The sequence below is a fragment of the Sessilibacter sp. MAH1 genome (genome assembly GCF_054658315.1).
The window spans coordinates 38,530-63,400 of record NZ_BAAGIC010000001.1 but is presented as its reverse complement, the minus strand read 5'-3'; the positions used below and the strand labels follow the sequence as shown (position 1 = coordinate 63,400).

22 protein-coding genes are annotated in these 24,871 nt (G+C 44.5%); 9 read left to right on the top strand and 13 right to left on the bottom strand.

Features of this window, described 5'->3' with window-relative positions:
* Positions 1-156: 156 nt before the first annotated feature.
* A complete protein-coding gene (locus ACYQ28_RS00280) occupies positions 157-1,650 on the top strand; it encodes a YifB family Mg chelatase-like AAA ATPase (protein WP_460047250.1) in 1,494 nt (497 codons plus the stop codon).
* A gap of 21 nt (positions 1,651-1,671) precedes the next feature.
* Here the strand turns inward: ACYQ28_RS00280 and ACYQ28_RS00275 are convergent, their stop codons facing one another.
* Positions 1,672-2,103, bottom strand: a complete 432-nt coding sequence (locus ACYQ28_RS00275; RefSeq protein WP_460047249.1) for a hypothetical protein — start codon at positions 2,101-2,103, stop codon at positions 1,672-1,674.
* A 165-nt stretch (positions 2,104-2,268) separates the two neighbouring features.
* Positions 2,269-3,723, bottom strand: a complete 1,455-nt coding sequence (gene thiI / locus ACYQ28_RS00270; protein ID WP_460047248.1) for a tRNA uracil 4-sulfurtransferase ThiI — start codon at positions 3,721-3,723, stop codon at positions 2,269-2,271.
* Between the two features lie 411 nt (positions 3,724-4,134).
* Between thiI and glnA the strand changes: the two genes are divergently transcribed.
* The 4 genes from glnA (at position 4,135) to glnG (ending at position 8,926) form a co-directional block, all read left to right on the top strand.
* The gene (gene glnA, locus ACYQ28_RS00265) at positions 4,135-5,541 is read left to right on the top strand and encodes a glutamate--ammonia ligase (RefSeq protein WP_460047247.1); all 1,407 of its coding nucleotides are present in this window, start codon (positions 4,135-4,137) and stop codon (positions 5,539-5,541) included.
* Positions 5,542-5,747: 206 nt separating this feature from the next.
* Positions 5,748-6,278 (top strand): DUF4124 domain-containing protein, encoded by a 531-nt coding sequence (locus tag ACYQ28_RS00260; protein WP_460047246.1) that lies wholly within the window; start codon positions 5,748-5,750, stop codon positions 6,276-6,278.
* Positions 6,279-6,423: 145 nt separating this feature from the next.
* Complete coding sequence (gene glnL / locus ACYQ28_RS00255; protein ID WP_460047245.1) at positions 6,424-7,500, top strand: nitrogen regulation protein NR(II); 1,077 nt, start codon at positions 6,424-6,426, stop codon at positions 7,498-7,500.
* Entirely contained in the window at positions 7,484-8,926 is a 1,443-nt protein-coding gene (gene glnG / locus ACYQ28_RS00250) for a nitrogen regulation protein NR(I) (protein ID WP_460047244.1), read from the top strand. The genes glnL and glnG overlap by 17 nt, the downstream gene beginning before the upstream one ends.
* A 72-nt stretch (positions 8,927-8,998) precedes the next feature.
* On the opposite strand, the gene ACYQ28_RS00245 is transcribed toward glnG, so the two are convergent.
* The 4 genes from ACYQ28_RS00245 to ACYQ28_RS00230 all read right to left on the bottom strand — a co-directional run bounded on the left by ACYQ28_RS00245 (position 8,999) and on the right by ACYQ28_RS00230 (position 10,793).
* Entirely contained in the window at positions 8,999-9,268 is a 270-nt protein-coding gene (locus tag ACYQ28_RS00245; RefSeq protein WP_460047243.1) for a hypothetical protein, read from the bottom strand.
* A 181-nt stretch (positions 9,269-9,449) separates the two neighbouring features.
* On the bottom strand, positions 9,450-9,968 hold the full coding sequence (secB, locus tag ACYQ28_RS00240) for a protein-export chaperone SecB (RefSeq protein ID WP_460047242.1): 519 nt from the start codon (positions 9,966-9,968) through the stop codon (positions 9,450-9,452).
* A 144-nt stretch (positions 9,969-10,112) separates the two neighbouring features.
* Positions 10,113-10,373 (bottom strand): glutaredoxin 3, encoded by a 261-nt coding sequence (gene grxC, locus ACYQ28_RS00235; RefSeq protein WP_460047241.1) that lies wholly within the window; start codon positions 10,371-10,373, stop codon positions 10,113-10,115.
* 12 nt (positions 10,374-10,385) lie between these two features.
* Positions 10,386-10,793, bottom strand: a complete 408-nt coding sequence (locus ACYQ28_RS00230) for a rhodanese-like domain-containing protein (protein ID WP_460047240.1) — start codon at positions 10,791-10,793, stop codon at positions 10,386-10,388.
* Between the two features lie 342 nt (positions 10,794-11,135).
* On the opposite strand from ACYQ28_RS00230, the gene ACYQ28_RS00225 reads away from it, so the two are divergent.
* The 4 genes from ACYQ28_RS00225 to ACYQ28_RS00210 all read left to right on the top strand — a co-directional run bounded on the left by ACYQ28_RS00225 (position 11,136) and on the right by ACYQ28_RS00210 (position 15,462).
* Positions 11,136-12,293 (top strand): murein hydrolase activator EnvC family protein, encoded by a 1,158-nt coding sequence (locus ACYQ28_RS00225; RefSeq protein WP_460047239.1) that lies wholly within the window; start codon positions 11,136-11,138, stop codon positions 12,291-12,293.
* A 255-nt stretch (positions 12,294-12,548) separates the two neighbouring features.
* Positions 12,549-13,877 (top strand): S41 family peptidase, encoded by a 1,329-nt coding sequence (locus ACYQ28_RS00220; RefSeq protein ID WP_460047238.1) that lies wholly within the window; start codon positions 12,549-12,551, stop codon positions 13,875-13,877.
* A 253-nt stretch (positions 13,878-14,130) separates the two neighbouring features.
* A complete protein-coding gene (locus ACYQ28_RS00215; protein WP_460100452.1) occupies positions 14,131-14,910 on the top strand; it encodes a divergent polysaccharide deacetylase family protein in 780 nt (259 codons plus the stop codon).
* Positions 14,911-15,237: 327 nt separating this feature from the next.
* Positions 15,238-15,462, top strand: coding sequence for a DUF6316 family protein (locus ACYQ28_RS00210; protein WP_460047236.1), 225 nt, complete (start codon positions 15,238-15,240; stop codon positions 15,460-15,462).
* Positions 15,463-15,570: 108 nt separating this feature from the next.
* On the opposite strand, the gene hisF is transcribed toward ACYQ28_RS00210, so the two are convergent.
* The 7 genes from hisF to ACYQ28_RS00175 form a co-directional block, all read right to left on the bottom strand.
* Positions 15,571-16,344 (bottom strand): imidazole glycerol phosphate synthase subunit HisF, encoded by a 774-nt coding sequence (gene hisF / locus ACYQ28_RS00205; RefSeq protein ID WP_460047235.1) that lies wholly within the window; start codon positions 16,342-16,344, stop codon positions 15,571-15,573.
* Between the two features lie 257 nt (positions 16,345-16,601).
* On the bottom strand, positions 16,602-17,561 hold the full coding sequence (locus tag ACYQ28_RS00200; RefSeq protein WP_460164681.1) for a GGDEF domain-containing protein: 960 nt from the start codon (positions 17,559-17,561) through the stop codon (positions 16,602-16,604).
* Between the two features lie 726 nt (positions 17,562-18,287).
* Positions 18,288-18,935 carry an imidazole glycerol phosphate synthase subunit HisH gene (hisH, locus tag ACYQ28_RS00195; RefSeq protein WP_460047233.1) on the bottom strand — a complete coding sequence of 216 codons (648 nt, stop codon included), beginning with the start codon at positions 18,933-18,935 and terminating at the stop codon, positions 18,288-18,290.
* Between the two features lie 82 nt (positions 18,936-19,017).
* Positions 19,018-19,611 carry an imidazoleglycerol-phosphate dehydratase HisB gene (gene hisB, locus ACYQ28_RS00190; protein WP_460047232.1) on the bottom strand — a complete coding sequence of 198 codons (594 nt, stop codon included), beginning with the start codon at positions 19,609-19,611 and terminating at the stop codon, positions 19,018-19,020.
* A gap of 379 nt (positions 19,612-19,990) precedes the next feature.
* Positions 19,991-20,827 carry a pirin family protein gene (locus ACYQ28_RS00185; protein ID WP_460047231.1) on the bottom strand — a complete coding sequence of 279 codons (837 nt, stop codon included), beginning with the start codon at positions 20,825-20,827 and terminating at the stop codon, positions 19,991-19,993.
* 225 nt (positions 20,828-21,052) lie between these two features.
* Positions 21,053-22,030: a glutathione S-transferase family protein gene (locus ACYQ28_RS00180; protein WP_460047230.1), complete on the bottom strand. Its 978-nt coding sequence runs from the start codon at positions 22,028-22,030 to the stop codon at positions 21,053-21,055.
* A 659-nt stretch (positions 22,031-22,689) separates the two neighbouring features.
* On the bottom strand, positions 22,690-24,303 hold the full coding sequence (locus tag ACYQ28_RS00175; RefSeq protein WP_460047229.1) for a di-heme oxidoredictase family protein: 1,614 nt from the start codon (positions 24,301-24,303) through the stop codon (positions 22,690-22,692).
* Positions 24,304-24,871: the final 568 nt, after the last annotated feature.

Sequence of the window (24,871 nt, the reverse complement as noted above, 5' to 3'; positions counted from 1 at the left end):
TAGCGATCAATAACGTTCGTAGAGCGCTTATATTACTTACTTATTCTATAAATTCAGACGAAAGTTTAAAACACCATCTAATTTAGACAGATCGGCGAAATTCCATTAAATTTGGGCTCATTTATCAACAAATCGCCTCAATGGAGTGAAGCCAAAATGTCCCTGGCCGTTGTCCTGACCCGCGCCCAACATGGCGTCAATGCACCACAGGTAACCGTCGAAGTTCATCTTTCGAGTGGATTACCCAGCCTGAATATCGTTGGATTACCAGAGACGGCCGTTAAAGAATCCAAAGAGCGCGTACGAAGCGCGTTGCTCAACAGCCACTTCGAGTTTCCGGCACGAAGAGTCACCATAAATCTTGCCCCAGCAGATCTTCCCAAAGAAGGCGGTCGCTACGATCTTGCTATTGCGCTAGGCATATTAGTCGCTTCAGATCAACTGCCCGCACAGTGCATTGCAGACGCAGAATTTTACGGCGAGCTAGCGCTTTCAGGAGAAATACGCCCGATTCGCGGGATTATCCCCGCCGCAATAACCTGCCTGGAGGCTGGGCGATCACTGTACGGATCACAGAAAAACGAGCAAGAACTGGCATTAATTGAAGGCTTGAATTGCTTTGCAGTAGATAACCTCCTCAATTTATGCGCCTTATTAAAACAGCAAATTCAATGGCCAAAACCTAAGGCAGAACGTTACGCCTCTGAAGTAAGCCATCTGGACCTCTCCGAGGTGAAAGGTCAACATCAAGCCAAGAGAGCCTTGCTCGTCGCAGCAGCCGGAAGGCACAACTTGCTGTATTTCGGTCCTCCGGGAACGGGTAAAACCCTATTGGCGAAAAGATTACCGGGAATAATGCCCTCGCTTACCAGTAGTGAAGCTCTCAAGGTCGCGGCGGTGTATTCGGTTGCAGGAATGAACCATCACCTCTGGCAACAGCCACCACTGCGCTCGCCACACAACAGCTCATCAATGGCGGCGATGGTTGGTGGAGGATCAAATCCAAAGCCCGGCGAAATTTCTTTGGCTCATCTCGGCGTTTTATTTCTCGACGAGTTCCCAGAGTTCCCGCGCCAGGTCCTTGAAGTACTGAGAGAACCTCTTGAATCTGGCCAAATCAATATTGCTCGCGCCAATCATCGCGTTACCTATCCAGCTAACTTCCAACTCATTGCCGCAATGAATCCGTGCCCTTGTGGGTATCTTCACAGTGAAAGATGTCGTTGCACTCCAGATCAAGTACGGAAATATCGGCAGAAAATCTCAGGCCCAATTTTGGATCGCATTGATTTGCAGATTGCCGTTAGCACTCTAAAACCCAGCGAACTGCATCAGCAAGATTCTGGCATGGGCAGCAAAGAAGCCCGCGCCTGTGTAGTGAAAGCCCGAGCAAGACAAATTGATCGCCAAGGCAAACCCAATGCCGAGCTCAGCAATAAAGAACTGGAACGCATATGCATTCTTTCGCGCGAACAAATGACACGATTGGAAAACGCTATTCAAAAAATGCAGTTATCGGCTCGCGCATATCATCGAACACTGAAAGTCGCCAGAACCATTGCCGACCTCGCCGACAGTGACAACATCGAAAATCAACACATCATGGAAGCGCTCAGCTACCGGCAACTGGAACGCCAGAGAAGCAGCTAGATCGTATCTTTACTCAAAAAGCTAGGGAAAGTCGAAGCCAAACGCATTTCCTCCGGAGCGAGTTTTTGGCCCCTTCGAGCCATCCACCCGGATATCAAACTCTCGAATCCGACCAGAACTTGCGACTTCACAACTGACATAGCCATTTTCAATTTGCCGATTATCCATATTGAAATTGGCTTTAATAAAAATGAGATGTTTTTTTCTCTCGGAATCGTATCGAGTGGAAAGATTATCCATGCTGTAGGACTGTAACTGATCGCCTGCCTCTTCTCGCAAACGACGGCTGCAAGATAAATAGGCGTCAGTCATGGTGACATTGACGTAACCTTCCGATGCGCTTTCCCGACCGCCAATCACAATCAAAGTCGTAAAGCCTACCGAAGCAAACACCAACAAAGTGATGAGTATGGTAATAAGCAGATGATTATGACGAGTATCAGACTTTTCCAAAGGCTACTTCCGCAAAATGGCTCTGTTTAAAGTTTAGACCAACAGGCACAAACCAGTGAAAATTAAGACCTTCTTCAAGAACAACTGAAAACAAATAAAAACGACAAATACAATTTGTTTAAGCGAGGTCGCCGCCAAAAGAGCGCCGCGACCCGCGCCTAACACTTATGATTTTGGACGATATACACCGAAATTCCCGGCTCCAGAATTCAGCAAGTGGCTGGCATGAAGGCGACTCATAACGCCCTGATCGCAATACAGTAGATATTGAGCCTTGGGCAACTGATCAACCTCTTTGGCCAACGCATAAAATGGAATCACGAGACTGCGCCCAGCCTCCACCGCAAGCGGCGATTTTTCAACTTCATCGGGATGACGAATATCAATGACCACACTATCGGTCGGTAAATAAGAAAACTCATCGACGAGCAAGTCTTCATCACTGACATTCATAACCTCGTCAATTGACTCAACTTTAGCTTTGTTTATTGCTCGTTCCAGCACCTCAAAGTCAAAATTCTCTTCATCGGCCTTAATCTTGTCGGCGTGAGCACGAGTCGTTGGCCGCTTAGAAATCACTCCGCAGTATTCCGGCATACTCGCAGCAAACCCTTCGGCGCCGATCTGACGAGCAATATTAATAATGTCGCCTTTATCCATGGTAATTAAAGGACGCAGCACCAAGGTGTCTGTGACCCGATCAATCATGGTCAAATTAGCCAAGGTTTGAGACGAAACCTGCGCGACACTCTCTCCGGTCACAAGCGCTTCAATACCTTGATGCTCGGCAACAACAGATGCTGCTCGCAACATCATGCGTTTCAGAATAACGCCCATATTTCCCTGAGATACGTTTTCTAGAATCTCGCCAACCACTTCTTCAAAAGGCACAGTAACAAACCTAACTCGATGCGAGGCTCCGAAACGATTCCAAAGGTAATATGCGACCTCTTTGCAACCTAGCTCGTGATCACGGCCACCCAAATTGAAAAAACAATAATGGGTTTTTAGGCCGCGCTTGATCGTTAGGTAACTGGCGACGGTGGAATCGAAACCGCCGGATATCAAAGACAAAACAGGGTCTTGCGTGCCCAAAGGAAAACCACCAAGACCAGACTTTCGATCACGCACCACATACACAGTGTCGTTTTTAATTTCGAGATTAACCGTGATGTCTGGATCTTTTAATCTCACACCCGCAGCTTCAGAATATTGATTCAGACCACCACCGACGTATCGCTCCACATCGATGGAGGTGAAATCGTGCTTACCGCTGCGCTTTACGCGCACACAGAAGGTCTTGCCAGCCAAAGCATCTAGCCAAACCTCCGCGGTACGCTCGTAGATATCGTGCATCGTTTGATAAGTAAATGCAGACACCTCGTAAAAAAACGCAACACCGGGTGTTGAGGCTAAAATTTGCTTCACAGCAAGATTCAGCGATTCGTCGTCGGAGTCACAATAGACATCGATTTTCTCCCAATCTCGGGTAACACGTGCTCCGCCATCGTGACGACGAATCAGTGTTCGCAAGTTATTTTGCAACTGGCGAGTAAATCGTTTGCGCACCGGGGCGCTTTTTATGGTTATTTCGGGGAATAATTTAACTATGAAATGCATGTACCGCTCGCATCGAATGCAAAAAGATCAGAATTTGACAATTATAAGGCAATGAATTGATTTACACACATTCCAACGGAAGCCAATGACATGTAGCATAGGCAGCCTCGGAAACTATGCTTAAGTCTCTAGCGCACCACATTGATGCCGCGGCACCAAAATTAAGCATAATATTGTTTGATATAACTTCTATCTCTATCTGCCAAGTCAATGGCTGCGACATCTTAATAATGTTCAGCTTTGATAAAATCTATGGCATATTGATTGCTTCATAATGATGCACTAATAACCAGCCGGTTGATTTTGTGCACATCCAAGAGCAGTTTATCAACCACGAGCATTGGGCTAAATGCGCTAATTCAGCCTATGAACTCTTCACACCTATTCTGGCGCAGCCATTTTGGAGGAAACATGTCAGAGCAGACTCTGAACTTAATAAAAGACAACGAAGTTAAGTGGGTTGACCTACGCTTCACCGACACCAAAGGTAAAGAACAACACGTAACTATTCCTTCATTTGAAGTTAAAGACGACTTCTTTACCGAAGGTAAAATGTTCGACGGTTCTTCTATCGCCGGCTGGAAAGGCATTAACGAGTCTGACATGATTTTGATGCCGGACGATAGCACTAGCTTCCTTGATCCGTTCACTGACGAAGCAACTGTTGTTATCCGCTGCAACATCGTTGAGCCTTCAACTGGCGAAGGTTACAACCGTGACCCACGCTCTATTGCAATGCGCGCCGAAGAATACTTGAAGTCTACTGGTTTAGGTGACACCGCTTTCTTTGGTCCAGAACCAGAATTCTTCATCTTTGATGACATCAAGTGGGGCGCAGACATGTCTGGCGCTTTCTACAAAATCAGCTCTGAAGAAGCCGCTTGGGAATCTGGCCGCGAAATGATCGATGGTAACATGGGTCACCGTCCAGGCGTTAAAGGTGGTTACTTCCCAGTTCCTCCAGTAGATTCACTACACGACATCCGTGGTGCAATGTGTAACGCTGCAGAAGCTATGGGCTTGGTGATCGAAGTTCACCACCACGAAGTAGGTACTGCTGGTCAGTGTGAAATCGGCGTTGGCGCTAACACCCTAACCAAGAAAGCTGACGAAGTTCAAATCCTTAAGTATGCCGTACACAACGTTGCTGCTGCTTATGGCAAAACTGCGACCTTCATGCCTAAGCCACTTGTTGGCGACAACGGTAGCGGCATGCACGTTCACCAATCTTTCGTTAAAGATGGCGTGAACCAATTCGCTGGCGATACCTACGCAGGCCTTTCTGAAACTGCTCTTTTCTACATCGGCGGTATCATCAAGCACGCTAAAGCATTGAACGCTTTCTGTAACGCTTCTACCAACTCTTACAAGCGTTTGGTTCCAGGCTACGAAGCTCCAGTAATCCTTGCTTACTCTGCACGTAACCGCTCTGCTTCTATTCGTATTCCTTACGTTGCAAGCACCAAAGGTCGTCGTATCGAGACTCGCTTCCCAGACTCTACCGCTAACCCATACTTGGCGTTCGCAGCATTGTTGATGGCCGGTCTTGACGGTGTTATCAACAAGATTCACCCTGGAGATTCAGCAGATAAAGACCTTTACGATCTTCCTCCAGAAGAGTTGGCAGAATACCCAACCGTATGTTCTTCATTAGAAGAAGCACTTTCTAATCTTGACGCTGACCGTGAGTTCTTAAAAGCAGGTGGTGTATTCGATGACGACATGATCGATGCATACATTTCGCTTAAGAAAGAAGAAGTTGAGATGTTGAACATGACAACTCACCCGATCGAATTCTCTATGTACTACAGCGTGTAATCACTGCTTTAGTTTTCGAGAAAACGCTCAAAAGCCCTGGCATACGCCGGGGCTTTTTTGTTTGCGAGATTTTTAAATTAAGCCGCGAACAGATCACAAACTTAGCGTGTCAAATACACTAATCTACGAGTCTAACGATACAAATACACAGCAACTTGGTGTATTTGCTATTGGTGAGAGATGTTAGTTATTGGATAACCATTACCATGAGCCATCAAAAAACATCCGCAGCAATCTTCACTGTACTTCTTGCAGTTGTTACCCAACCGCTGTCTGCACAGGACATCTACAAAACCGTCGATGAAAACGGCAATGTCACCTATTCAGACAGCCCGGTCAAAGAGAACTCCAAGAAACTAGATCTACCCGAGATAAACTCTCAACCATCACCTAATCCCGAAACAGCACCACGCTTTTTTAAAGCCGACGAAAAAACCAAACCCATTAAGTATGCACTCAAGATCAATGAGCCAATCCACGATCAGGCCATCCCGCCCGGCCAACGCGACGTAGCGATTATCGCTGAAATAGACCCAATTCCTACAGAGGACGACATAACCTACACCTTACTGGTCGACGGCTCAGCTACCGACACAGCCGAATTGCCCAGCTTTCTCATTAAGGAACCTCTACGCGGCAGTCACGACATTCAAATTCAGGCTAAACAAGACAAGAAAGTCATTGCAACCTCAAAGAGCATCACCATTCACGTGATTCGGCCAACTGTTGCAAATTAGGGCGAAAATAGATCTATATTGACTTAAAAGTCACTGACTCTTGATAACCTCTTAGAAAAGAAGAGAATATTGCATCTAGGGCGTGCACTCTTCTGGTTCTATTTTTGCTTTAAAACTGCCATTTGATTGAACTCAGTTCCCATTCATGACGCTCGAAACCAACTACAAACAGCTTCTAGACAGCCTGAACACAGCGGTAGCCGTGGTGGACGCAGAACTTAAGATCCTGTATCTCAACCCTAGCGCCGAAGCCTTGATGGAGATTTCTCGTGCACGAGTATTGGGCACAGAAATCCAAAACTATTTTACCGAAACCGAAACTGCACTATCAGCGCTCAAAGAAGCCGTTGCTCTGCAAAGCCAATACACCAAAAGGCGCGCTAAATGGCGTTTACACAACGGCCAAGACCTTACTATCGATTACACGGTAACCGCGTTGACCGATCAACATGCGGCGACCATTGAAATTCAACCACTGGATCGCTTACTGAGAATTAGCCGTGAAGAAGCCGTTGTTTCGGCCCAAGAAACCACTAAGAATTTAATTCGCGGCCTCGCTCATGAGATTAAAAACCCTCTTGGAGGGATTAGAGGAGCTGCTCAACTGCTTGCGCGGGAACTGCCCAACGAAGAACTGAGTGAGTACACCGACGTTATCATCGATGAAGCAGATCGATTACGAAATCTGGTCGATAGAATGCTCGGCCCTCGGCAATTGCCCAACCTCCAAGATTTAAATGTGCACGAAATCATTGAACGTGTCGCAACGTTAATTTCCGCCGAAAGCCGCGGAAAAGTGCACTTAAAACGAGACTACGATCCGAGTATTCCCAATTTACCGGCCGATCGCGAGCTGCTCATTCAGGCCTTGCTGAACATCATTCGTAACGCACTGCAAGCCCTTACGGAGTCAGAGACTCGCGCGCCAGAAATTATCCTTCGCACCCGAATTCAACGGCAATTTACCATCGGCCGAGAAAACTATCCGCTGGTTTGCCGGATTGATGTTCAAGACAACGGCCCAGGTATTCCACCAGAAATTATCGGCGATATCTTCTATCCCATGATTTCGGGCCGTCCCGAAGGCACTGGGCTTGGACTTGCTATATCGCAGCAACTGATTAATCAACACAACGGCTTGGTAGAATGTGAAAGCCAGCCGGGCCGCACCCTATTTTCGATTTACTTACCAATGGAAGCGCACCATGCAGAAACCAAATAACGTCTGGATTATCGACGACGACAAATCAATTCGTTGGGTGCTAGAGAAGTCTTTGCAGCAAGCAGGAATCGAAACTACGTGCTATGAATCTGGTGACCTCGCCTTGAGCGCCATTGCAGCCGGTAAACTGCCAGACGCTATCTTGAGCGATATCAGAATGCCTGGCATCGACGGCCTAGCCATGCTCGAAAATATCCATATCAAACACCCAAATCTACCCATCATCATCATGACGGCGCACTCAGATCTAGACAGCGCCGTAGCAGCCTATCAAAGCGGAGCTTTTGAGTATCTGCCAAAACCATTCGATGTTGATGAAGCCTTAGCGGTAACTCGCCGAGCACTCGCTCATGCCGAAGAGCAAACCCAGCACTTCGACGAAGCCGCGTCACCTCGAGAAACTCAAAACCAGGGCGATATCATCGGTGAAGCTCCTGCTATGCAGGAAGTGTTTCGCGCTATTGGTCGCCTGTCGCAATCAAACATCACGGTACTTATCAACGGTGAATCGGGTACTGGTAAAGAACTGGTTGCCCGAGCACTGCACGAGCACAGCCCTCGCCGCCACCAACCATTTATTGCTTTGAACATGGCGGCAATTCCTCGCGACTTAATTGAATCGGAGTTGTTTGGCCACGAAAAGGGCGCATTCACCGGTGCCGGCGGCCAACGCCAAGGGCGTTTTGAGCAAGCAAACGGCGGCACTTTATTTTTAGATGAAATCGGCGACATGCCATCTGATACTCAGACACGTTTATTACGCGTATTGGCCGATGGCGAATTCTATCGTGTTGGCGGTCACACACCGGTTAAGGTAGATGTACGAATCATTGCCGCAACCCACCAAAATCTTGAAGAACTGGTCTCGGAAAATCGTTTCCGCGAAGATCTTTTCCACAGACTTAACGTTATTCGTATACACATACCTAAGCTTTCTGATCGTCGCGAAGACATTCCAAAACTGGCTAAACATTTTTTCCAGAAAGCCGCTGCCGAACTTGGTGTAGAACCCAAAGTGCTACTTACCGAAACAGAGAAGTATCTGTGCAACATTGCTTGGCCCGGCAACGTGCGTCAGCTAGAAAACACCTGTCGCTGGATCACCGTAATGGCCTCAGGCAGAGAAGTACACGTACAAGACTTGCCGCCGGAGTTGATGGATCAAACCCACGAAGTTGAACCATCTGGCGACTGGAACAAGGCCTTACGCCACTGGGCAGACCAAGCCTTGGCCCGCGGTCAAAGCGATATATTGTCGGAAGCGGTACCTATCTTCGAACGCGCTCTTATTGAGACCGCGCTAAAACACACGGCCGGACGCAAGAGAGACGCCGCCAATTTATTGGGCTGGGGTCGTAACACTCTAACTCGAAAGCTGAAAGAACTCGGCATGGTCGACAGCGGCGACGATTCCGGCGACGACTAACAAAACTCGCCCTCTCTGGTTGACAATATTTAAATCAGAGGGGGCGACTCTTCATACACTTACCTGTAAGCCCTAGTCGCCACCATCGCCATCGCCACCACCAATGGACCAACTCGACTCAGAATCACTTGAGCGTCCAGAATATCCATTAGATCGAGAACCTAAACTCGGTACTCGCACCACAAGGGCGACAAGCAACACAAGGGCGACAAGCAACACAATTATCGAGATACCCAAAACAACCGGAGCATAGCCGTGTTCGACGGGGTTTGGAGACAATAAATCGATTTTGTACCAGCTCAACGCAGCTGTAATTAGCGCAACTACCACTGACAAACGCATATCCCTCCGAGAATATTCCTATTCGTAAGTGCGTTTATACAATATCGTTTACCAAAAAGTGATCAGGTAGAGTACAGAATCTCAGATGAGAGCGTTCAAAAGAAAGGTTTTAAAGAGGTTTGGCGGGAGTAAGAAGTGAAAACAAGCTTACGAGACTAGCTCGCAAGCTCATTCTTAAAGATTAGTTTACGGTTGGAGCTTCTTCAGCGGCACCCGCTTTGGCCTGAGCCTGCTCTTGAGCACGTTGTAATGCTTGAGCAAACAAAGCATCGAAGTTAACTGGCGGCAACATCAATGCAGGGAAACTGCCTTTGGTAACCACACCGTCGATTGCTTCGCGAGCATAAGGGAAAAGAATTTGAGGACATGCGGTGTTTAGTGCATGTGCCAAATGCTGACCTTCTAAGCCTGCAATAGTGAAAGCGCCACCTTGCTGAACTTCAACTAGAAAAGCAGTTTCTTCTTCGATCTTAACGGTAATGGTTAAAGTAAGAACCACTTCGTAAAGATTCTCGTCGATTTTGCTCGACTTAGTATTCAATTCTTGATGAATTGATGGTTTCCATTGTTTACGGAATGCATGAGCACCAAGAGGAGCTTCAAAGGAAAGATCTTTAATATAAATTCGCTGGATTGCAAATTGTACTTTTTGTTCAGAGCCTTCTGAATTCGCTTGCCCTGCGGTTTGTTCTTCTGCCATGGTACTGCCTTAGTCTTGAGTGAAAATATTAAAAGAACACGCGAATTATCTAATCCATGTGTCCAGCGGTTTAGATTATAAATACATTTGATGACATTGGGGGCCTAAGGCATCAATTCAACCCCCTAAGCGTATTTTAAACGATCAACTCGCCTCAGCTAATACACCGTCAAGTTCACCTGTAGACTCCAAATGATATAGATCGTCACAGCCGCCAATATGACGTTTGCCGATCCAAATTTGAGGAACACTGGTGCGACCCGCTTTTTTGGTCATTTCTTGACGCAAGTGTCGATTGTTATCGACAGCGATTTCTTTGAACTCGATACCTTTGTGCTTTAAAAGGTGCTTTGCACGAATGCAATACGGACAAAAGCGCGTGGTATAGATGACTACTTCCGGCATACTACCTCCCAATTACTTAACAACGGGTAATTTCTGATTTTGCCACTCGGCCATTCCGCCTTCGAGCCGACAAACTTGACGACCTGCTTTCATTAATTCGCGACCAACACTTCCTGTGTGGGTGCCTAATTTATCTACCAAGATAACGATCTTATCCGATTGGGCTTCAATTTGAGATAAATTGTCTTTCACTTTTGTATAGGGGATATTTATCGCGTTGGCGATATGACCAGCTTTGAATTCTTTTGGCTCACGCAAATCGATCAAAACAGCGCTATCGTTGTTAATCATTCGCGTAACCTCGTGGGTAGAGACACCTCGACCACTGCGGCGCTTTTCATTCCAAAAATAAAGCACGATCAAAGCCGCCAAAACACTTACAAGTAGCCACTGTTCGGTAGCAAACGTCAATATATCCACAAAAAAACCCTGCGTTCAGTTTCAAGTAATCAGTCTAGAGGAAACTCTAATCAACCTAGAGTTTCTAGCGACACAAGCAAGTGTCGTCGATTTCTATTACGATAAGTAATTGAAATTAAGGAGAAATTAGAAATCGCATTTGCAATTTCTACCCTCAAATTAAATCAAAGCCGAGTTAATTTGAGAATCCTAGAGGCTCAATCTGCCCGATTTAGCCCATTCAAAGGCGGGCAAGTATACACCAATAGGTTTTGATCGCAGAATTGACTCTTATAATTGCCTAGAATAAACACCTGAATTTTGCACAGACCGTCGCTTAAAACCGAAAATATCCGGAAACCTATGATTAAAACACTCTTAATTGTAACTAGCATTCTATTTCTCTCAATCTCAAGTTTCAGTGGCTCGACATACGCCCAAACTGCGGACGAGCGTGAATACCAAGCCAAGTTGAAAGAGCTGAAAGCCAATATTGACGCGCTGAAAGCCCAAATGAAGGACATAAAAAACTCGAAAAACAGTCTGGAGAACGAGCTTGAGGCCAACGAGAAAGAAATCAGTGAGCTGAACGATAAAGCCAAACAAATCGAAACGGAGCTTAGCAAAGAAAAAAAGCAACTAGCGCTGCTCCGTGAGCAGCGCCAAAAACTGCAAGGCTTGAAGCTCAACCAACAAACCAGCGCATCGCACGAGATTGCGACAGCCTATAAACTTGGCCAACAGAGCCAGTTAAAAACGCTACTGAACCAAGAAGACAGTGCGCTGAGTGCGCGTATGCTTAAATATCATCAATACATTGTGAGCTCACGATCGGAAAAGATTGCCGAACTGAGCAGTACTATCGATTCGCTTGAGGCAATTGATCGAGAAATTTCTGTTAAAACTCAACAATTTGAGCAACAACAACAACGACTTAACGAACAAAAACGATCGCTAGAACTTGTCTCACAGAAACGCAAACAAACCTTAGCCATGTTGCAAAAACAGCTAGTCGATCAAGACACGAGACTGAACAATCTTTTAAAAGAAAAAAACCAACTTGAAAGCCTCATAAACGAAGTTGCGACCTTAATTGCTGCCATTCCTACGCCCAACGATCACACACCATTTGCCAAGCAAACCGGCAAATTAAGCTGGCCAGTCAAAGGAAAAATTCAAAATAGCTTTGGTAGCTCAAAAGCTCAGGGTAGGTTGACTTGGGACGGAGTACTCATCGCTGCGAGCGAGGGCAGTGAGGTGAAGTCTATTCATGGTGGAAGAGTGGTATTCTCTGACTGGTTTAAAGGCCTTGGAATGTTAATGATCGTTGATCACGGGTCGGGATACTTGAGCCTGTACGGCCATAATCAAACATTGTTTAAAGACGTTGGTGACTGGATTTCCTCTGGTGAAGTCATTGCTCTAGCCGGTACTTCGGGAGGACAAACAACCAGCGGTGTTTATTTTGAAATTCGTCATAACGGCAAACCCGAAAACCCATCAAAGTGGTGCCGTGGGTAAAATCACGCAACTTTAGCGAGCTAGAACACACTAAGTAACGCCTTGACCCTACTGAAAATCAGTCAAGATATGCTAGATTGCTTGAACGCGAAGTTTATTAATAGAATGAACCTTTCAGAACAATTCATCCGACCTAGTTATTTGAAAGTTATTTGAAAATACACCATCGGAAGCTGGTTCTTACCTGTCTTTGGTGATGATCGTTAATTCGTCCAACTTGAAGTACTTTTATTTTTTTATTTTCAGGAGCTTTACATGAATCTTCGTTTTCTACCCATCGCCTTACTAGCCTTTGCGGCCTCAGGGTGGTCTCAAGAAGAAAGTGACTCTCCTGAAGCACAACTCCCTCTCGACGATCTGCGCACCTTCACACGCGTCTACACCCATATTCGCAATGCCTACGTTGAAGAAATCAGCGACAAAGAACTGCTCGAATACGCCATTAAAGGCATGCTAAGTGAGCTCGATCCTCACTCGAACTATTTAGACGCCGCTTCATTCGACAGCCTTCAGGTTAATACAACCGGCGAGTATGGCGGCTTAGGGATTGAAGTGGGAACAGAACGCGGTTTCGTAAAGGTCATCGCACCCATCGATGACACCCCGGCATCAAAAGCGGGTATTCAATCCGGCGATTTAATTATCGCCATCGATGATAAATCCGTGAAAGGTCTATCGTTAGATGAAGCCATTGAGCTTATGCGCGGCCCTATTGGCACAGATGTGATTATTTCAGTGGTTCGCGAAGGCGTGGACAAACCCTTCGATGTGACTCTCACCCGCGCGACAGTGACCGTGCGCAGTGTTCGATCCAGCATTGTAGAACCAGGGTTTGGCTACCTGCGCATTGCCCAATTCCAAGTCAAGACTGGCGATGAGGTTCTGAAAGAAATCAAAAAACTCAAAGATCAAGATACAGAGCTAAAAGGACTCGTTCTTGATTTACGCAATAACCCCGGCGGCATATTGCAGTCTTCGGTTCAGGTCGCCGATGCCTTTTTAGAAGAAGGCTTAGTGGTTTATACCAAAGGCCGCATCGAAAACGCCGATATTGAATACCGAGCGAATCCTGGTGATGAAATCAAAGGGATTCCGCTAGTGGTATTAATTAATTCGGGCTCTGCTTCTGCGTCTGAAATTGTGGCCGGTGCGCTGCAAGATCACGGTCGCGCCATCATCATGGGTACCGACAGTTTTGGTAAGGGCTCGGTGCAGACCGTTTTACCAATTACCGATGATCGAGCCATTAAGCTGACAACGGCTTTGTACTTCACGCCAAATGGCCGCTCCATTCAAGCGCAAGGCATTGTTCCAGACATCACCGTTGAGCGCGCAGAGATTAAAGCTTTCAACAGCCAAATCTTTACTGAAGCTGATTTACAAGGTCATTTAGACAACGCCAATGGCGGTGAAGTAAGCGATTCAAAGACTCGGGAAGAAAAATCTAAATCTGCTCCAAGTCTTGCCGAAAGTGACAACCAACTGTTTGAAGCGATTAGCCTTTTGAAAGGCCTGAGCATCTTCAACAAGCAGAACAAACCGGAATCGGAAACCTCAGAAACCGCTACCAAAGAAGCTATTTAAGTCGTCTCTGCAAAGCCAGTTGCAAACTGGCTTTTTTTAGCTAAGTTTTATATAAGCGCCACCGCAATTAGATCTACGCGCCTAAAACAACCACTGCCAATCATTGTGTTTATGTCTTGAAGAAATAGACACAATGATTTCTTCTTAGAACGGTGGTTACGTACCAAAGCATCGTTATCTAAATCGTTAAGATTTAAACCACTAAAAATTTAAGATGATGAATGCCAATGCTCAAACATAAGTGATAAAGCCTATGAGTTTACTTATGCAAACCATCAAACGGGCTTTGTATTTTGCTGCATTGGTTTCTTTGTTTTTAAGTCACTCCAGTTTTGCCGAAAAAGCCAAAATAATTTTGATTATCGACGACCTAGGCTACGACCTAGATACCGGTATTCAGTTTGCTGACCTCAACCCAAACATTACTCTCTCGATACTGCCATTCAGCCCTCACGGACAGCAAATTTCTCGATACGGCTCAAACAACGGCAATGATATTTTATTGCACTCGCCAATGGCGCCAAATAGCCCCAAACCGATCGAGAAATCAGTATTGCATCTGGGAATGGATAAACTCGCCCTCAAAACTCAATTACGAGCGCAATTAAACTGGCTGCCAGAAGCTGTAGGTGTAAACAACCACATGGGCAGTGCCCTAACACGTGATGCGCTGGCAATGAATTGGGTCATGCAAGAATTGAAGCTCAGAGATTTGTTTTTTGTGGATAGTAGAACAACGGCTGAGAGTATTGCCTGGCGTATGGCACATAACTATCGTGTCCCTAGCTGGAAACGCGATATCTTTTTAGATAATACTCGCGATGAAAAAGCTATAACTGACCAATTACAGAAATTGATCAAAAAATCTCAAGATAAAGGATTCGCAATTGGTATTGGCCATCCGTATCCCGAAACCTTAGCGGTTTTAACTCAGTTTTTTCGCTCGTTGGAATCTACACAATTGAGCTTGATAAAGCCGAGCGAATTGACAATGACGCAAACTGTGGTCGCAACGACGCTCGAAAGAGATTAACAGCGATAGATTGAACTGTTATTAAGAATTACAATTATTAGACTCAAATTTGATAGATAGATCTGTTGTTAGAAGTCAATCATCAAGTAGACGTATACATCTGAGTCTAAATGGTTCTTTTTTGTACTTTGATGTCTATGCTACACTTTACTGTAACATCTAACAGCATCGTGCAAAGAAATTTTGTAGACAGATGGGTTCCGCCACAACGAAACCCTACAATAAACGACTTCATGGAATGAACAGCACGGTAATGCTCAGATACCACCCAAACTTGGGTATCGCATAAACCTGCTCAAATAATTAGGTTAATTGAGGATATTAACAATGAGTAACCAACGCACCGGAGAACTAGGCGGCACACCTTCTCGCAGCGATCGCGTTTTTCAAAAGAACGAGTACTTTTACTACCGCACTCGTGAAGGTATTGATATAGGCCCTTTTGATTCTGCCGAAGACGCTTGTCGTGGCGTTCAAGATTTTATGGAGTTTTTGCAGGCCGACCCGCACTCAGCAGAAACACTCCAACAATACTCTTCAAAAGTAGCCTAAGTCTTAGCTAACAGCTTAAGCCCTAGCTAGCAGCAAGCGCGAGCAACCCGGCTCGCGCCATCAAAAAAAATCAGCAAACCACTTCAAATCGGTTATACATTAACCCCTTCAAATACGCATATTAATGCCTTGATTGGCCATAAACTGCTTGGCCTCTTCGATTGTGTACTCACCAAAGTGAAAAATACTTGCCGCCAACACTGCATCTGCTTTTCCTTTAGTTACACCATCGGCCAAGTGCTGCAAATTACCAACACCGCCGGACGCAATCAAAGGTACAGAAACCCGCTCACTCATATTGCGAGTCAGTTCTAAATCGAACCCATTTTTAGTGCCGTCTCTATCCATGCTAGTTAGCAGGATTTCTCCGGCGCCGTTAGCAACCATTCTTTCAGACCACTCAAGAGCATCGATACCCGTTGGTTTACGACCACCGTGAGTAAAGATTTCCCAGCGAGAGCGACCATCAATATCGTCTACTCGCTTAGCATCAATGGCCACCACAATGCATTGTGAGCCAAATCGATCGGCTGCTTCTTTAACAAAATCGGGGTTTTGTACTGCGGCGGAGTTGATTCCAACTTTATCGGCACCGCAATTAAGTAGGTTTCGAATATCAGCGACGGTTCTCACCCCACCGCCAACGGTTAGTGGAATGAAGACCTCCGCCGCGATTTTTTCGACGGTCGCGTAGGTAGTGTCACGACCTTCGTGAGATGCGGTGATATCCAAAAACGTAATTTCGTCAGCACCTTCTCGGTTGTAGCGCTTAGCCACTTCTACCGGATCGCCAGCGTCACGGATATCCACAAATTTAACGCCTTTAACCACACGGCCATTATCAACATCCAAACACGGGATAATGCGTTTTGCCAAAGCCATGACACTAACTCCAACTGAGAAAAGGGAGCATTTTACACCGACTCAAAATAATTGCAGCACGAACTCCCGAGGCCTTGAATATCAAAGAGTAATTCGGGGCGATGTAATTTTAGGATTTTAAAAAGAGAGATTCATTGAAAGGTTCAGTAGGCCAACCAAACAAATTGGCCCGTGAGTTTAGATAACTTAAACCGAAAAAGTAAAACCAACTCAAAAAAAGAAAAACCGGAACAAAAGACAGTTAGAACAGAGAAAAATTAATCTTCGTCGGCGGGATCAATTGGTGTGAGGCAACTCAATCCGCTAGGAGCCTGGGATTTATCGGCATACATTCTCATATCGGCGACGGTTTTTAGGTCTTCTAACGTGTGACCATCAATTGGCCAAACCGCAATACCAATACTGATATCGATATCAACCTTTTTACCGCCAGCAACGGTCATTGGCGCACGAGTCGCTAAACGCAATCGACGGGTTAATGATTGTTTTTGAGATTCGTCCAAGGCCTCTCGAATCACAACTAAAAACTCGCCACCGCCAATACGGCTGATGTATTCACCACCGCGTAATTTAGAGCGGAGACGTCTGGCAAATTCAATGAGAACCTGATCGCCGACCGAATGGCCATTTTCATCATTCACTTTCTTGAAGCGATCAAAATCGATGAATACAACACTGAAACCGGTGCCATCACGAGCACTTTGCGCTTGTATTTTACGCAGCTGAAAATCGATAAATCGTAAATTAGGAAGCTGAGTTAATGGATCGAGATGAGCGAGTTGTCGAAGTTTGCGCTCGGCTACCTTAGAGCGAGAAACATCGTGCAATATTAAAAATACGCCTGCGACTTCACCACCAGCAATACGAATGGGATAACAACTGTAATCGAAGAATTTATTACGCGCTTCTTTAACAGTAATGGATTGATTGGATTTTACAGTAGCACCATCTAGACACTGATCGATTGCGGGAAGCAAATGATCTTCGTAATCTAACTCTTCAATAAGAAGATGAATACCAACATTGTTTCTTGGAAGGTTGCAACGAATCAGTAAATCGGTAAAAAGTTTATTACCCGATAGGCATACAGAGGCACTATCCAGCAACACAAAATAGTCGCGAGGATCACCGTCAAATACGGACAACATCTCCTGAAATTTATGGTGCAGGTGAGACACCAATAAATCGACGTTGGATGAGCCTTGCAAGCTTGTCATCAATCCCCCAAAACAGGCCTGTTCATTGTTGCGTTTAAAACGGTAATGTCACCGCAAATCGGCCTTGTATCAATATGTTCTCAAAATGCTTAATTTAAAAACATTACATACTGTTACAAGACAAGTATTTTCGTATTACTAATATTCAAAGATTTAATATGCACCCTAATAGCCTAGGCTAAAATCATTTTACATTTCATCAACGCAACATTTTTATCAACCGGAACAGCTCGGTTATTCAAGATACTTGAATCTCAGTTATTAATAAGCGCGACTGAAAGCAATTAGGGACGCGCAAGGATAATGCGATTAGCATTTTAAATAATTGCGCTTGTGCAAACTTTTTACCGAATAAAGCCAAAATAGTTAATTTTTTACAATTTTGACTTTTTATTTAGTGCAACTAGCAATGAAATAATCCCTGCTTGTACTTTTTGATCATTAAAAACCGCCTTAATGAACATTCTAAAAACAATTTATTATTGATTATTCAAAAGCTCGGCCACACAAAAAATGACTCTTTACGAATTTTTAAACACACAAAAAAATATTTCGTGAGTAAGTTTCGCACAAAAATGATTTGAATAGGAAATACAAATCCCGCCAAAAATACGCATTTAAAGACGATTCTGTTATAGATTTTCGAGTTTTATACTATCTGATTTTTTAAAAACTCGAAAATCCAACAAAAGAATAAAGAGATAGAGCCGTTAGATGGTTTATCAATTAAAAACCGTTCCAGCGACAAAAATTTGACAGTAATTGCAGCCCGTTATCGTGGCTTTTTTCGGGGTGAAATTGCGTAGCAAACAAGTTATTGCGCGCAACTGCTGAAGTAAATTTTTTTCCGTACTCAGTGACGCCAGCGGTTAAGCTTGCATCGGCAGGCTCACAAAAATAACTGTGTACAAAATAAAATTGCGCGCCCGAAGCAATGTTTTCCCACAAAGGGTGATTTATAGCCTGTGTAACATTGTTCCAGCCCATGTGCGGTACTTTTAATTTATCGCCCGACTCATCCAGCAAGTCTTCACCGAAGTAACGCACCGACCCAGAAATCAAATCCATGCACCGGGTTCCGCCATTCTCTTCACTATTAGAAAACAACAACTGCATGCCCACGCAAATACCCAGCACTGGCTTGCCACTGGCAATACAACGTGCAACTAACCCATCAAAACCCAGACGAGAAACCTCATGCATGCAATCACGCACCGCGCCAACACCCGGAAATACAATACGATCGGCTTTTTCGATCACATCTGGATCACTGGTGATCTGCACGATTGCGCTCTTATCAACATGTTCCAAGGCACTTGCAACTGAATGTAAATTACCCATTCCATAATCGCAAATTGCAATGGTGTTAGACATACAAACCTCGATAGATCAGTAACCAGAGCCCTTTCGAGCTCTGTCATTTAAGAAAGAAGCAACCGCTATAAACTCGCGTCGACTATAAAGTGCCCTTGGTGGATGGCATACGGTCACCCATGCGAACGTCGAACTCAAGAGCCATTCTTAATGCTCGTCCAAACGCCTTAAAAACCGTTTCGATCTGGTGATGGGCATTGTCACCTCGCAAACAATCAATGTGCATGGTTACTTGGGCATGATTGACAAAGCCGTGGAAGAACTCGGAAAACAACTCGGTATCGAACTTACCGACTCGCTTTTGAGTAAAAGGAATGTTGAGAATTAAGCCAGGCCGCCCGGAGAAATCGATAACCACTCTAGACAGAGCTTCATCCAAAGGAACATATGCATGTCCGTAGCGACGAATACCTTTTTTAGAGCCTACCGCTTGCGCTATTGCTTGACCAATTGTAATACCGATGTCCTCCACTGAGTGGTGATCATCGATATGAATATCGCCTTCGCAGCTTACCGACAAATCGATGAGTCCATGACGGGCTATCTGATCCATCATGTGCTCTAAAAACGGAACACCGGTATCAAATGTACTTTTACCTGTGCCGTCTAGGTTTACCTCGACCTTAATCTTGGTTTCTAGGGTATCGCGGGCTACCGTAGCGATTCTGTCTGACATAGTCACTCCTCAAATCAAGTTGGCGATTATAAGGCTCGGCGCGCAGTCACACCAGCCCGAGGCAAAACCACGATCACAGGTGATACTTCTCATATCTCTGAGGATGTTTTTAAGAGGGTGTTTTTAATTAGAAGCGCCAGCAGTCAATCGAAGCGGCCATTCTCAGAAGAACCGCGATTGGCTGGCTGCCATTAAGGACGTTAACTCACCCAATGCCGATACCATTGGGAATAACCAGCTGTAAGAGGAACCATAAAATAGGAAGTTTCAAATGCGTTAACAACAAAGAAAGGCAGCTCGCCAAACCCCTGATTAACTCGGTGATTCATCAGAAGTTTGGTCAAAGAGGTTTGGTCAAAGAGCGTTAAATCAGCGGGACCTACATTCTGCCGAAAGCGCCTTGCTGAAAATCGTTGAAGGCTTGTTGCAATTCGGCGCGAGTATTCATCACAAAAGGCCCATAGCGTTCGATAGGTTCTTCCAGCTTAGCAGCAGCTAACAATAGTGCACCGTTACCTGAAGCGTTATCAATCCCAGTACACTTAATAAGGTCGCCCACCGATAATATCGCGAGATTGCCAGCCTTAATTGTCACACCTTCTATAGTAAATTCTCCTTTATACACGTATAAAAGAGCCGAATGCTGCTCAGGCAATTCGAGCTGAAAATCGTCACCATTTAACCGTAAATCTAATAAAAACGGATTGGTTGCAATATCTTTAGCGACACCAATAACACCACCAACCTCACCGGCTAGCACACGAACAACGCTTTTTTCAGATAACTGAAGCTCGGGAATTTGTGCGGAGGTGAACTCTTGGTAGCGTGGCTCACGCATTTTTTCAGTAGATTTTAGATTTACCCAAATTTGGAATCCCCACAATCGACCCTCGGTTTGCTCGGGCATTTCTGAGTGCAAAATGCCTTTGCCCGCGGTCATCCACTGTAAACCACCGGTTTCGATCACACCTTCGTTGCCGCAGCTGTCTCTGTGACGCATTTTACCTTCCAGCATATAGGTTACCGTCTCGAAGCCACGATGGGGATGTGGAGGGAAACCGCCAATATAATCCGCAGCATCGTCGGAACGAATTTCATCGAGCAACAAGAAGGGATCTAATTGCGGTAAATAACCAGAACCAATGCTGCGATTAATCTTTACACCATCGCCATCTTGGCTGGGTTGAGCAGGTACAACTTTCGCGACTTTTCGCATATTACACTCGAATTAAACCAGAATTTGTGAGCAAGAATTAAATTGAAAATCCCGTTGAAATTAGAATTCCCAAACACACATCTTTGCCGTCAACTTCAAAAAACATTAGATATTTAAAATTGTATCGCCACTGAAATTAGTATTGTTAATTTCTAGCCTCTGTTCAAATCGCTGAGCAATTAATCAGAGATCAAAAATAGCGAGAACTGGAACTGCTTTAATGAACTACAAATGGTCGCGCTGATGAGCAGCCATTAAATTAAGCTCGGGCCCAGCAGGAACAATACCTGTAGGATTAATTGTTTTATGGCTAAAATAATAGTGACGTTTAATGTGTTCCATATCTACCGTCTCGCTAATACCAGGATACTGATAAAGCTCGCGCAAATAACCCGACATATTCGGATAATCCGCTATTCGACGTAAATTACATTTAAAATGACCAACGTAGACTGAATCGAAACGAACCAGCGTTGTGAATAATCGCCAATCCGCTTCGGTAAGTTGACTACCGGTTAAATAACGGTGTTTCGCTAAACGTTTTTCAATATCGTCTAACGTTTTAAACAATGCATTAAACGCTTCTTCGTACGCCTCTTGCGTGGTCGCAAATCCGGCACGATAAACGCCATTATTTACCGTCTCATAAATAACGCCGTTTAATTCATTAATGGAATCTTGCAATTGCGCTGGATAAAAATCCAATTCGTTGCCGGTAATGTGATTAAACGCCGAGTTAAAAATTCGAATAATATCGGCCGACTCATTATTAACGATGGTGTTGGTTTTTTTATCCCACAATACAGGCACTGTTACTCGACCTGTGTAGGTTGGATCAGCACGGGTGTATATTTGATGCATAAAATCGTAGTTAAACAGGTCGTCACCCTGGGCCGAGCCAAGGCGATCAAAAGTCCAACCGTCATTTAACATGTCTGGATGAACGGTAGAAACAGAAATAATATCTTCTAGTTGTTTTAGTTTTCGGAAAATTAACGCTCGGTTTGCCCAAGGACATGCCAGAGCAACGTACAAATGATAGCGGCCAGCTTCGGCTTTAAAACCACCGCTACCGGTCGGCCCAGGCTCGCCATCGGGCGTAATCCAGCTTCGAAAACCGGCTCGTTCGCGAACAAATGCGCCACCGCTTTTTTGGGTGTCATACCATTTGTCTTGCCATTTACCTTCAACTAAAAGACCCATAACTGCTCCAATATTGTAGTTTTAATGGCAAACGATCCTAACTACAGTCAAAAGCGGTAGACAGCTAGCAGTTTTAAGAGAGATGTTCGAATATTTTGACACTATTGGAATCCCCGATTAACTCCTCCATGATTTAATCAAAGTGTGAGCATTGAAAATATCAATTTCCGTCTTTTCACGATTTTAATCACCTACTGTTATTACAGTCGGCCACTGGTCTTTATTCTGCGTAGAATTCGATATTAACCCACAAAATGAAGCTTCATTTGTTATTCAAAAACAAAATAAATATTCAATTCTTTCGCACCATGAATATTTAGGCGCCTACGATTAACTGGCTGTTGATTCAATCAGAACTCAAAAATTACACGCCTTCGTGTAATGTGATAAAACCTCAATCCTTTATCCTTATATCCGCTCTCGATTGATAACACAGATATACAGACAGAAACCCTCGTTAATTAGCATCTCCTTTAAACCGCAAACTTTCTCCATCATTCAATAAAGAATTAAGCGAATAACTCAGATTTAAAAAAAGAAAACAACAACGCCCGAGTCACTCCGGGCATTTATTATTTAATTGGAATTAAATAATAACGCATAAAAAAACGGGCCTTTAAAGGCCCGTTTTTTTCGCTATCCGATCAGTAAATCTAAACTTAGATTTCTTCTGGAGTGCGTAGTGATTTCAAGAATGCAATCACTTTAGCTTGGTCTTCATTAGTCAAGCCACGGAAAGATTCACGTTGAGTGAATGCTTCACCGTCGTGCTGAAGAATCGCTTCATGCAAAGTTGGAGCGCGGCCATCGTGCAAGTAAGGAGCAGTATCCGCTACACCCCAAAGACGTGCAGTGATGAAGCTACCGTTTGCAGTGTCAGAAGCACCAGACGCTTTCTCTTCTAAACGTGGACCCATGTAGTGAACTTTAAGGTCAGAGAACGCAGGAACGGTGATACCACCACGGTTGTTCTCAACAAAGCCTAGAGTAGTCATGTCAACTTCATAGAACTTAGTTTCTGGAGTGAAGATTTCTAAACCAGGCATAAATTCTGGGAAGTGGTAAGAAAGAATTTTGTCTTTAGACTGTAGTTTTGGCTTGTGACAATCAACACAGCCGATGTCTTTGAACAAACGCTTACCTTGCTTAGCTTCTCTGCTTAACTCCATTTCGAAAGGAGGTGGAGTAGTGGTGTTAAAGATAGCCAATGCAGACATTTGACCGATGGTGATTTCGTTGATGTAACCGTCGCCATCGTGGTCTTCTTCGCCGAATACTTCTTCAGCTTCGATACCGTGGTGGAAATGCATCGCATCACAGTCGAATTCACGAGTCGTTACACGAGTTGCTTTACGACCGAATGGACGGATGATCAAGTCTGGACCAACACCTTCTACTTGAGAAACGTCTAAGTGAAGAACGGTACCGTCTTCAGTGTCTGCCCACTGATCAGGAATGTTGTGTGGCTCACCGAAGATTGGATCGCCGATCGCAAGGCTAGTACCTTCTGGGTTACAAGCATGCGCGTAACGCAAATCGCGTTGTTCTTCAACGATAGCTACCGCTTCAGGAGTAGCAGCGTGCTCTTCCCAACGAATTTTACCAAAGCTTACGCCGTGAGTTTTAAGGTCAAAGAAAACACCTGGGTTGTTCTTCGCACGCTTTTTGATCTTTTGAAGATCTTTGGTCATTTCCATCGCAACCAACTCAAGACCACCAGAACCGAATACGAAAGGTGGGTTGATTGGACGACCGTCTACACGAGCGAAACCGTTACCAGCTTCGTCAGCGATGTCGAAGTTAGTGGTTGCCAATACGTGGTTAGAAACACCACCCACACCACCAACGGTGAAGCGAGTTGGAATAACCGCAGCACTACCAACAGCGTGACATTCCAAACACGACTGTGAATCGCCACCGTTCGCACGACGTGGGAATGGGAAAGGCAAATCATCGTTTGGTTGAACGTATGATGGACGACCACCGAAGGTAGCTTTAGTTGCTTGGTTTAACGGACCGTCACCTAAACCGTCGTATGTATTGAACGGAGTAGAGAACATTTGCATACCTTGCTGAGAAATGATGTCTAGCGGGAAGTCGCCAGAAGCAATTTCTTCTTGGGTAATGCTAACGGTGTTATTTGGACCTTCCCCTGGAGCAGGTAGTAGAGAAGGGTTAGTTGGGTCAACAGGCTCAGCTGCGAAAGCAAAAGTTGATGTCATAGACACAACAGCTGCCAGCGCTTTTATTTTTAATTTCTTAGAGGCTAACATGGCATGATCCTTTAAAATATTCCTTTACGTTGCAAGTTGGCTCTTATTTTTAAGCCACGCAAAGCATAACAGAGGATCAAAAATAGACAGGCGTTATGTAGATTAATAAATGTAAATAAGCGTCTGAATTAATGTTAAAAATTGTTTAATATTAAAATAATGTCATTTTCGTAGAATTTTTCTTAACTAAACCACCCTGAACAATTTCATATTTTTGATTAAAATCAAGATACAAAATCGAATTATTCAATAAATAACAACTCATCAAATTACACATTTCCACGAATAATCTTCAAAGAAATACCATTGCAATATGGAACATCGCTATTAATGTTATACGTTCAAAAAATCATTAATCGAGATAAATATTTTGTTTACATATTCCATTAACATCTTCTTAAACTTGTAAATCCCCTAAAAATATCGCCTCACCCTAAATTATAAAATTACGCCAAAACAGCTGAGCTTATCTCAGTATTGAACTCAAGTATTCAAAAACACCCTATTTTCACAGCTTCTTAATAACGGATTCCGTATATTAGCTAAGATTCACGCTGTAAGAATGCGT

Excerpts from the sequence above, each read along its gene's own strand:
- ACYQ28_RS00280 (WP_460047250.1), top strand. The coding sequence starts at position 157 with ATGTCCCTGGCCGTTGTCCTGACCCGCGCCCAACATGGCGTCAATGCA.
- thiI (WP_460047248.1), bottom strand. The coding sequence starts at position 3,723 with ATGCATTTCATAGTTAAATTATTCCCCGAAATAACCATAAAAAGCGCC.
- glnA (WP_460047247.1), top strand. The coding sequence starts at position 4,135 with ATGTCAGAGCAGACTCTGAACTTAATAAAAGACAACGAAGTTAAGTGG.
- ACYQ28_RS00260 (WP_460047246.1), top strand. The coding sequence starts at position 5,748 with ATGAGCCATCAAAAAACATCCGCAGCAATCTTCACTGTACTTCTTGCA.
- glnL (WP_460047245.1), top strand. The coding sequence starts at position 6,424 with ATGACGCTCGAAACCAACTACAAACAGCTTCTAGACAGCCTGAACACA.
- glnG (WP_460047244.1), top strand. The coding sequence starts at position 7,484 with ATGCAGAAACCAAATAACGTCTGGATTATCGACGACGACAAATCAATT.
- ACYQ28_RS00245 (WP_460047243.1), bottom strand. The coding sequence starts at position 9,268 with ATGCGTTTGTCAGTGGTAGTTGCGCTAATTACAGCTGCGTTGAGCTGG.
- secB (WP_460047242.1), bottom strand. The coding sequence starts at position 9,968 with ATGGCAGAAGAACAAACCGCAGGGCAAGCGAATTCAGAAGGCTCTGAA.
- grxC (WP_460047241.1), bottom strand. The coding sequence starts at position 10,373 with ATGCCGGAAGTAGTCATCTATACCACGCGCTTTTGTCCGTATTGCATT.
- ACYQ28_RS00225 (WP_460047239.1), top strand. The coding sequence starts at position 11,136 with ATGATTAAAACACTCTTAATTGTAACTAGCATTCTATTTCTCTCAATC.
- ACYQ28_RS00220 (WP_460047238.1), top strand. The coding sequence starts at position 12,549 with ATGAATCTTCGTTTTCTACCCATCGCCTTACTAGCCTTTGCGGCCTCA.
- ACYQ28_RS00215 (WP_460100452.1), top strand. The coding sequence starts at position 14,131 with ATGAGTTTACTTATGCAAACCATCAAACGGGCTTTGTATTTTGCTGCA.
- ACYQ28_RS00210 (WP_460047236.1), top strand. The coding sequence starts at position 15,238 with ATGAGTAACCAACGCACCGGAGAACTAGGCGGCACACCTTCTCGCAGC.
- hisF (WP_460047235.1), bottom strand. The coding sequence starts at position 16,344 with ATGGCTTTGGCAAAACGCATTATCCCGTGTTTGGATGTTGATAATGGC.
- ACYQ28_RS00200 (WP_460164681.1), bottom strand. The coding sequence starts at position 17,561 with ATGACAAGCTTGCAAGGCTCATCCAACGTCGATTTATTGGTGTCTCAC.
- hisH (WP_460047233.1), bottom strand. The coding sequence starts at position 18,935 with ATGTCTAACACCATTGCAATTTGCGATTATGGAATGGGTAATTTACAT.
- hisB (WP_460047232.1), bottom strand. The coding sequence starts at position 19,611 with ATGTCAGACAGAATCGCTACGGTAGCCCGCGATACCCTAGAAACCAAG.
- ACYQ28_RS00185 (WP_460047231.1), bottom strand. The coding sequence starts at position 20,827 with ATGCGAAAAGTCGCGAAAGTTGTACCTGCTCAACCCAGCCAAGATGGC.
- ACYQ28_RS00180 (WP_460047230.1), bottom strand. The coding sequence starts at position 22,030 with ATGGGTCTTTTAGTTGAAGGTAAATGGCAAGACAAATGGTATGACACC.
- ACYQ28_RS00175 (WP_460047229.1), bottom strand. The coding sequence starts at position 24,303 with ATGTTAGCCTCTAAGAAATTAAAAATAAAAGCGCTGGCAGCTGTTGTG.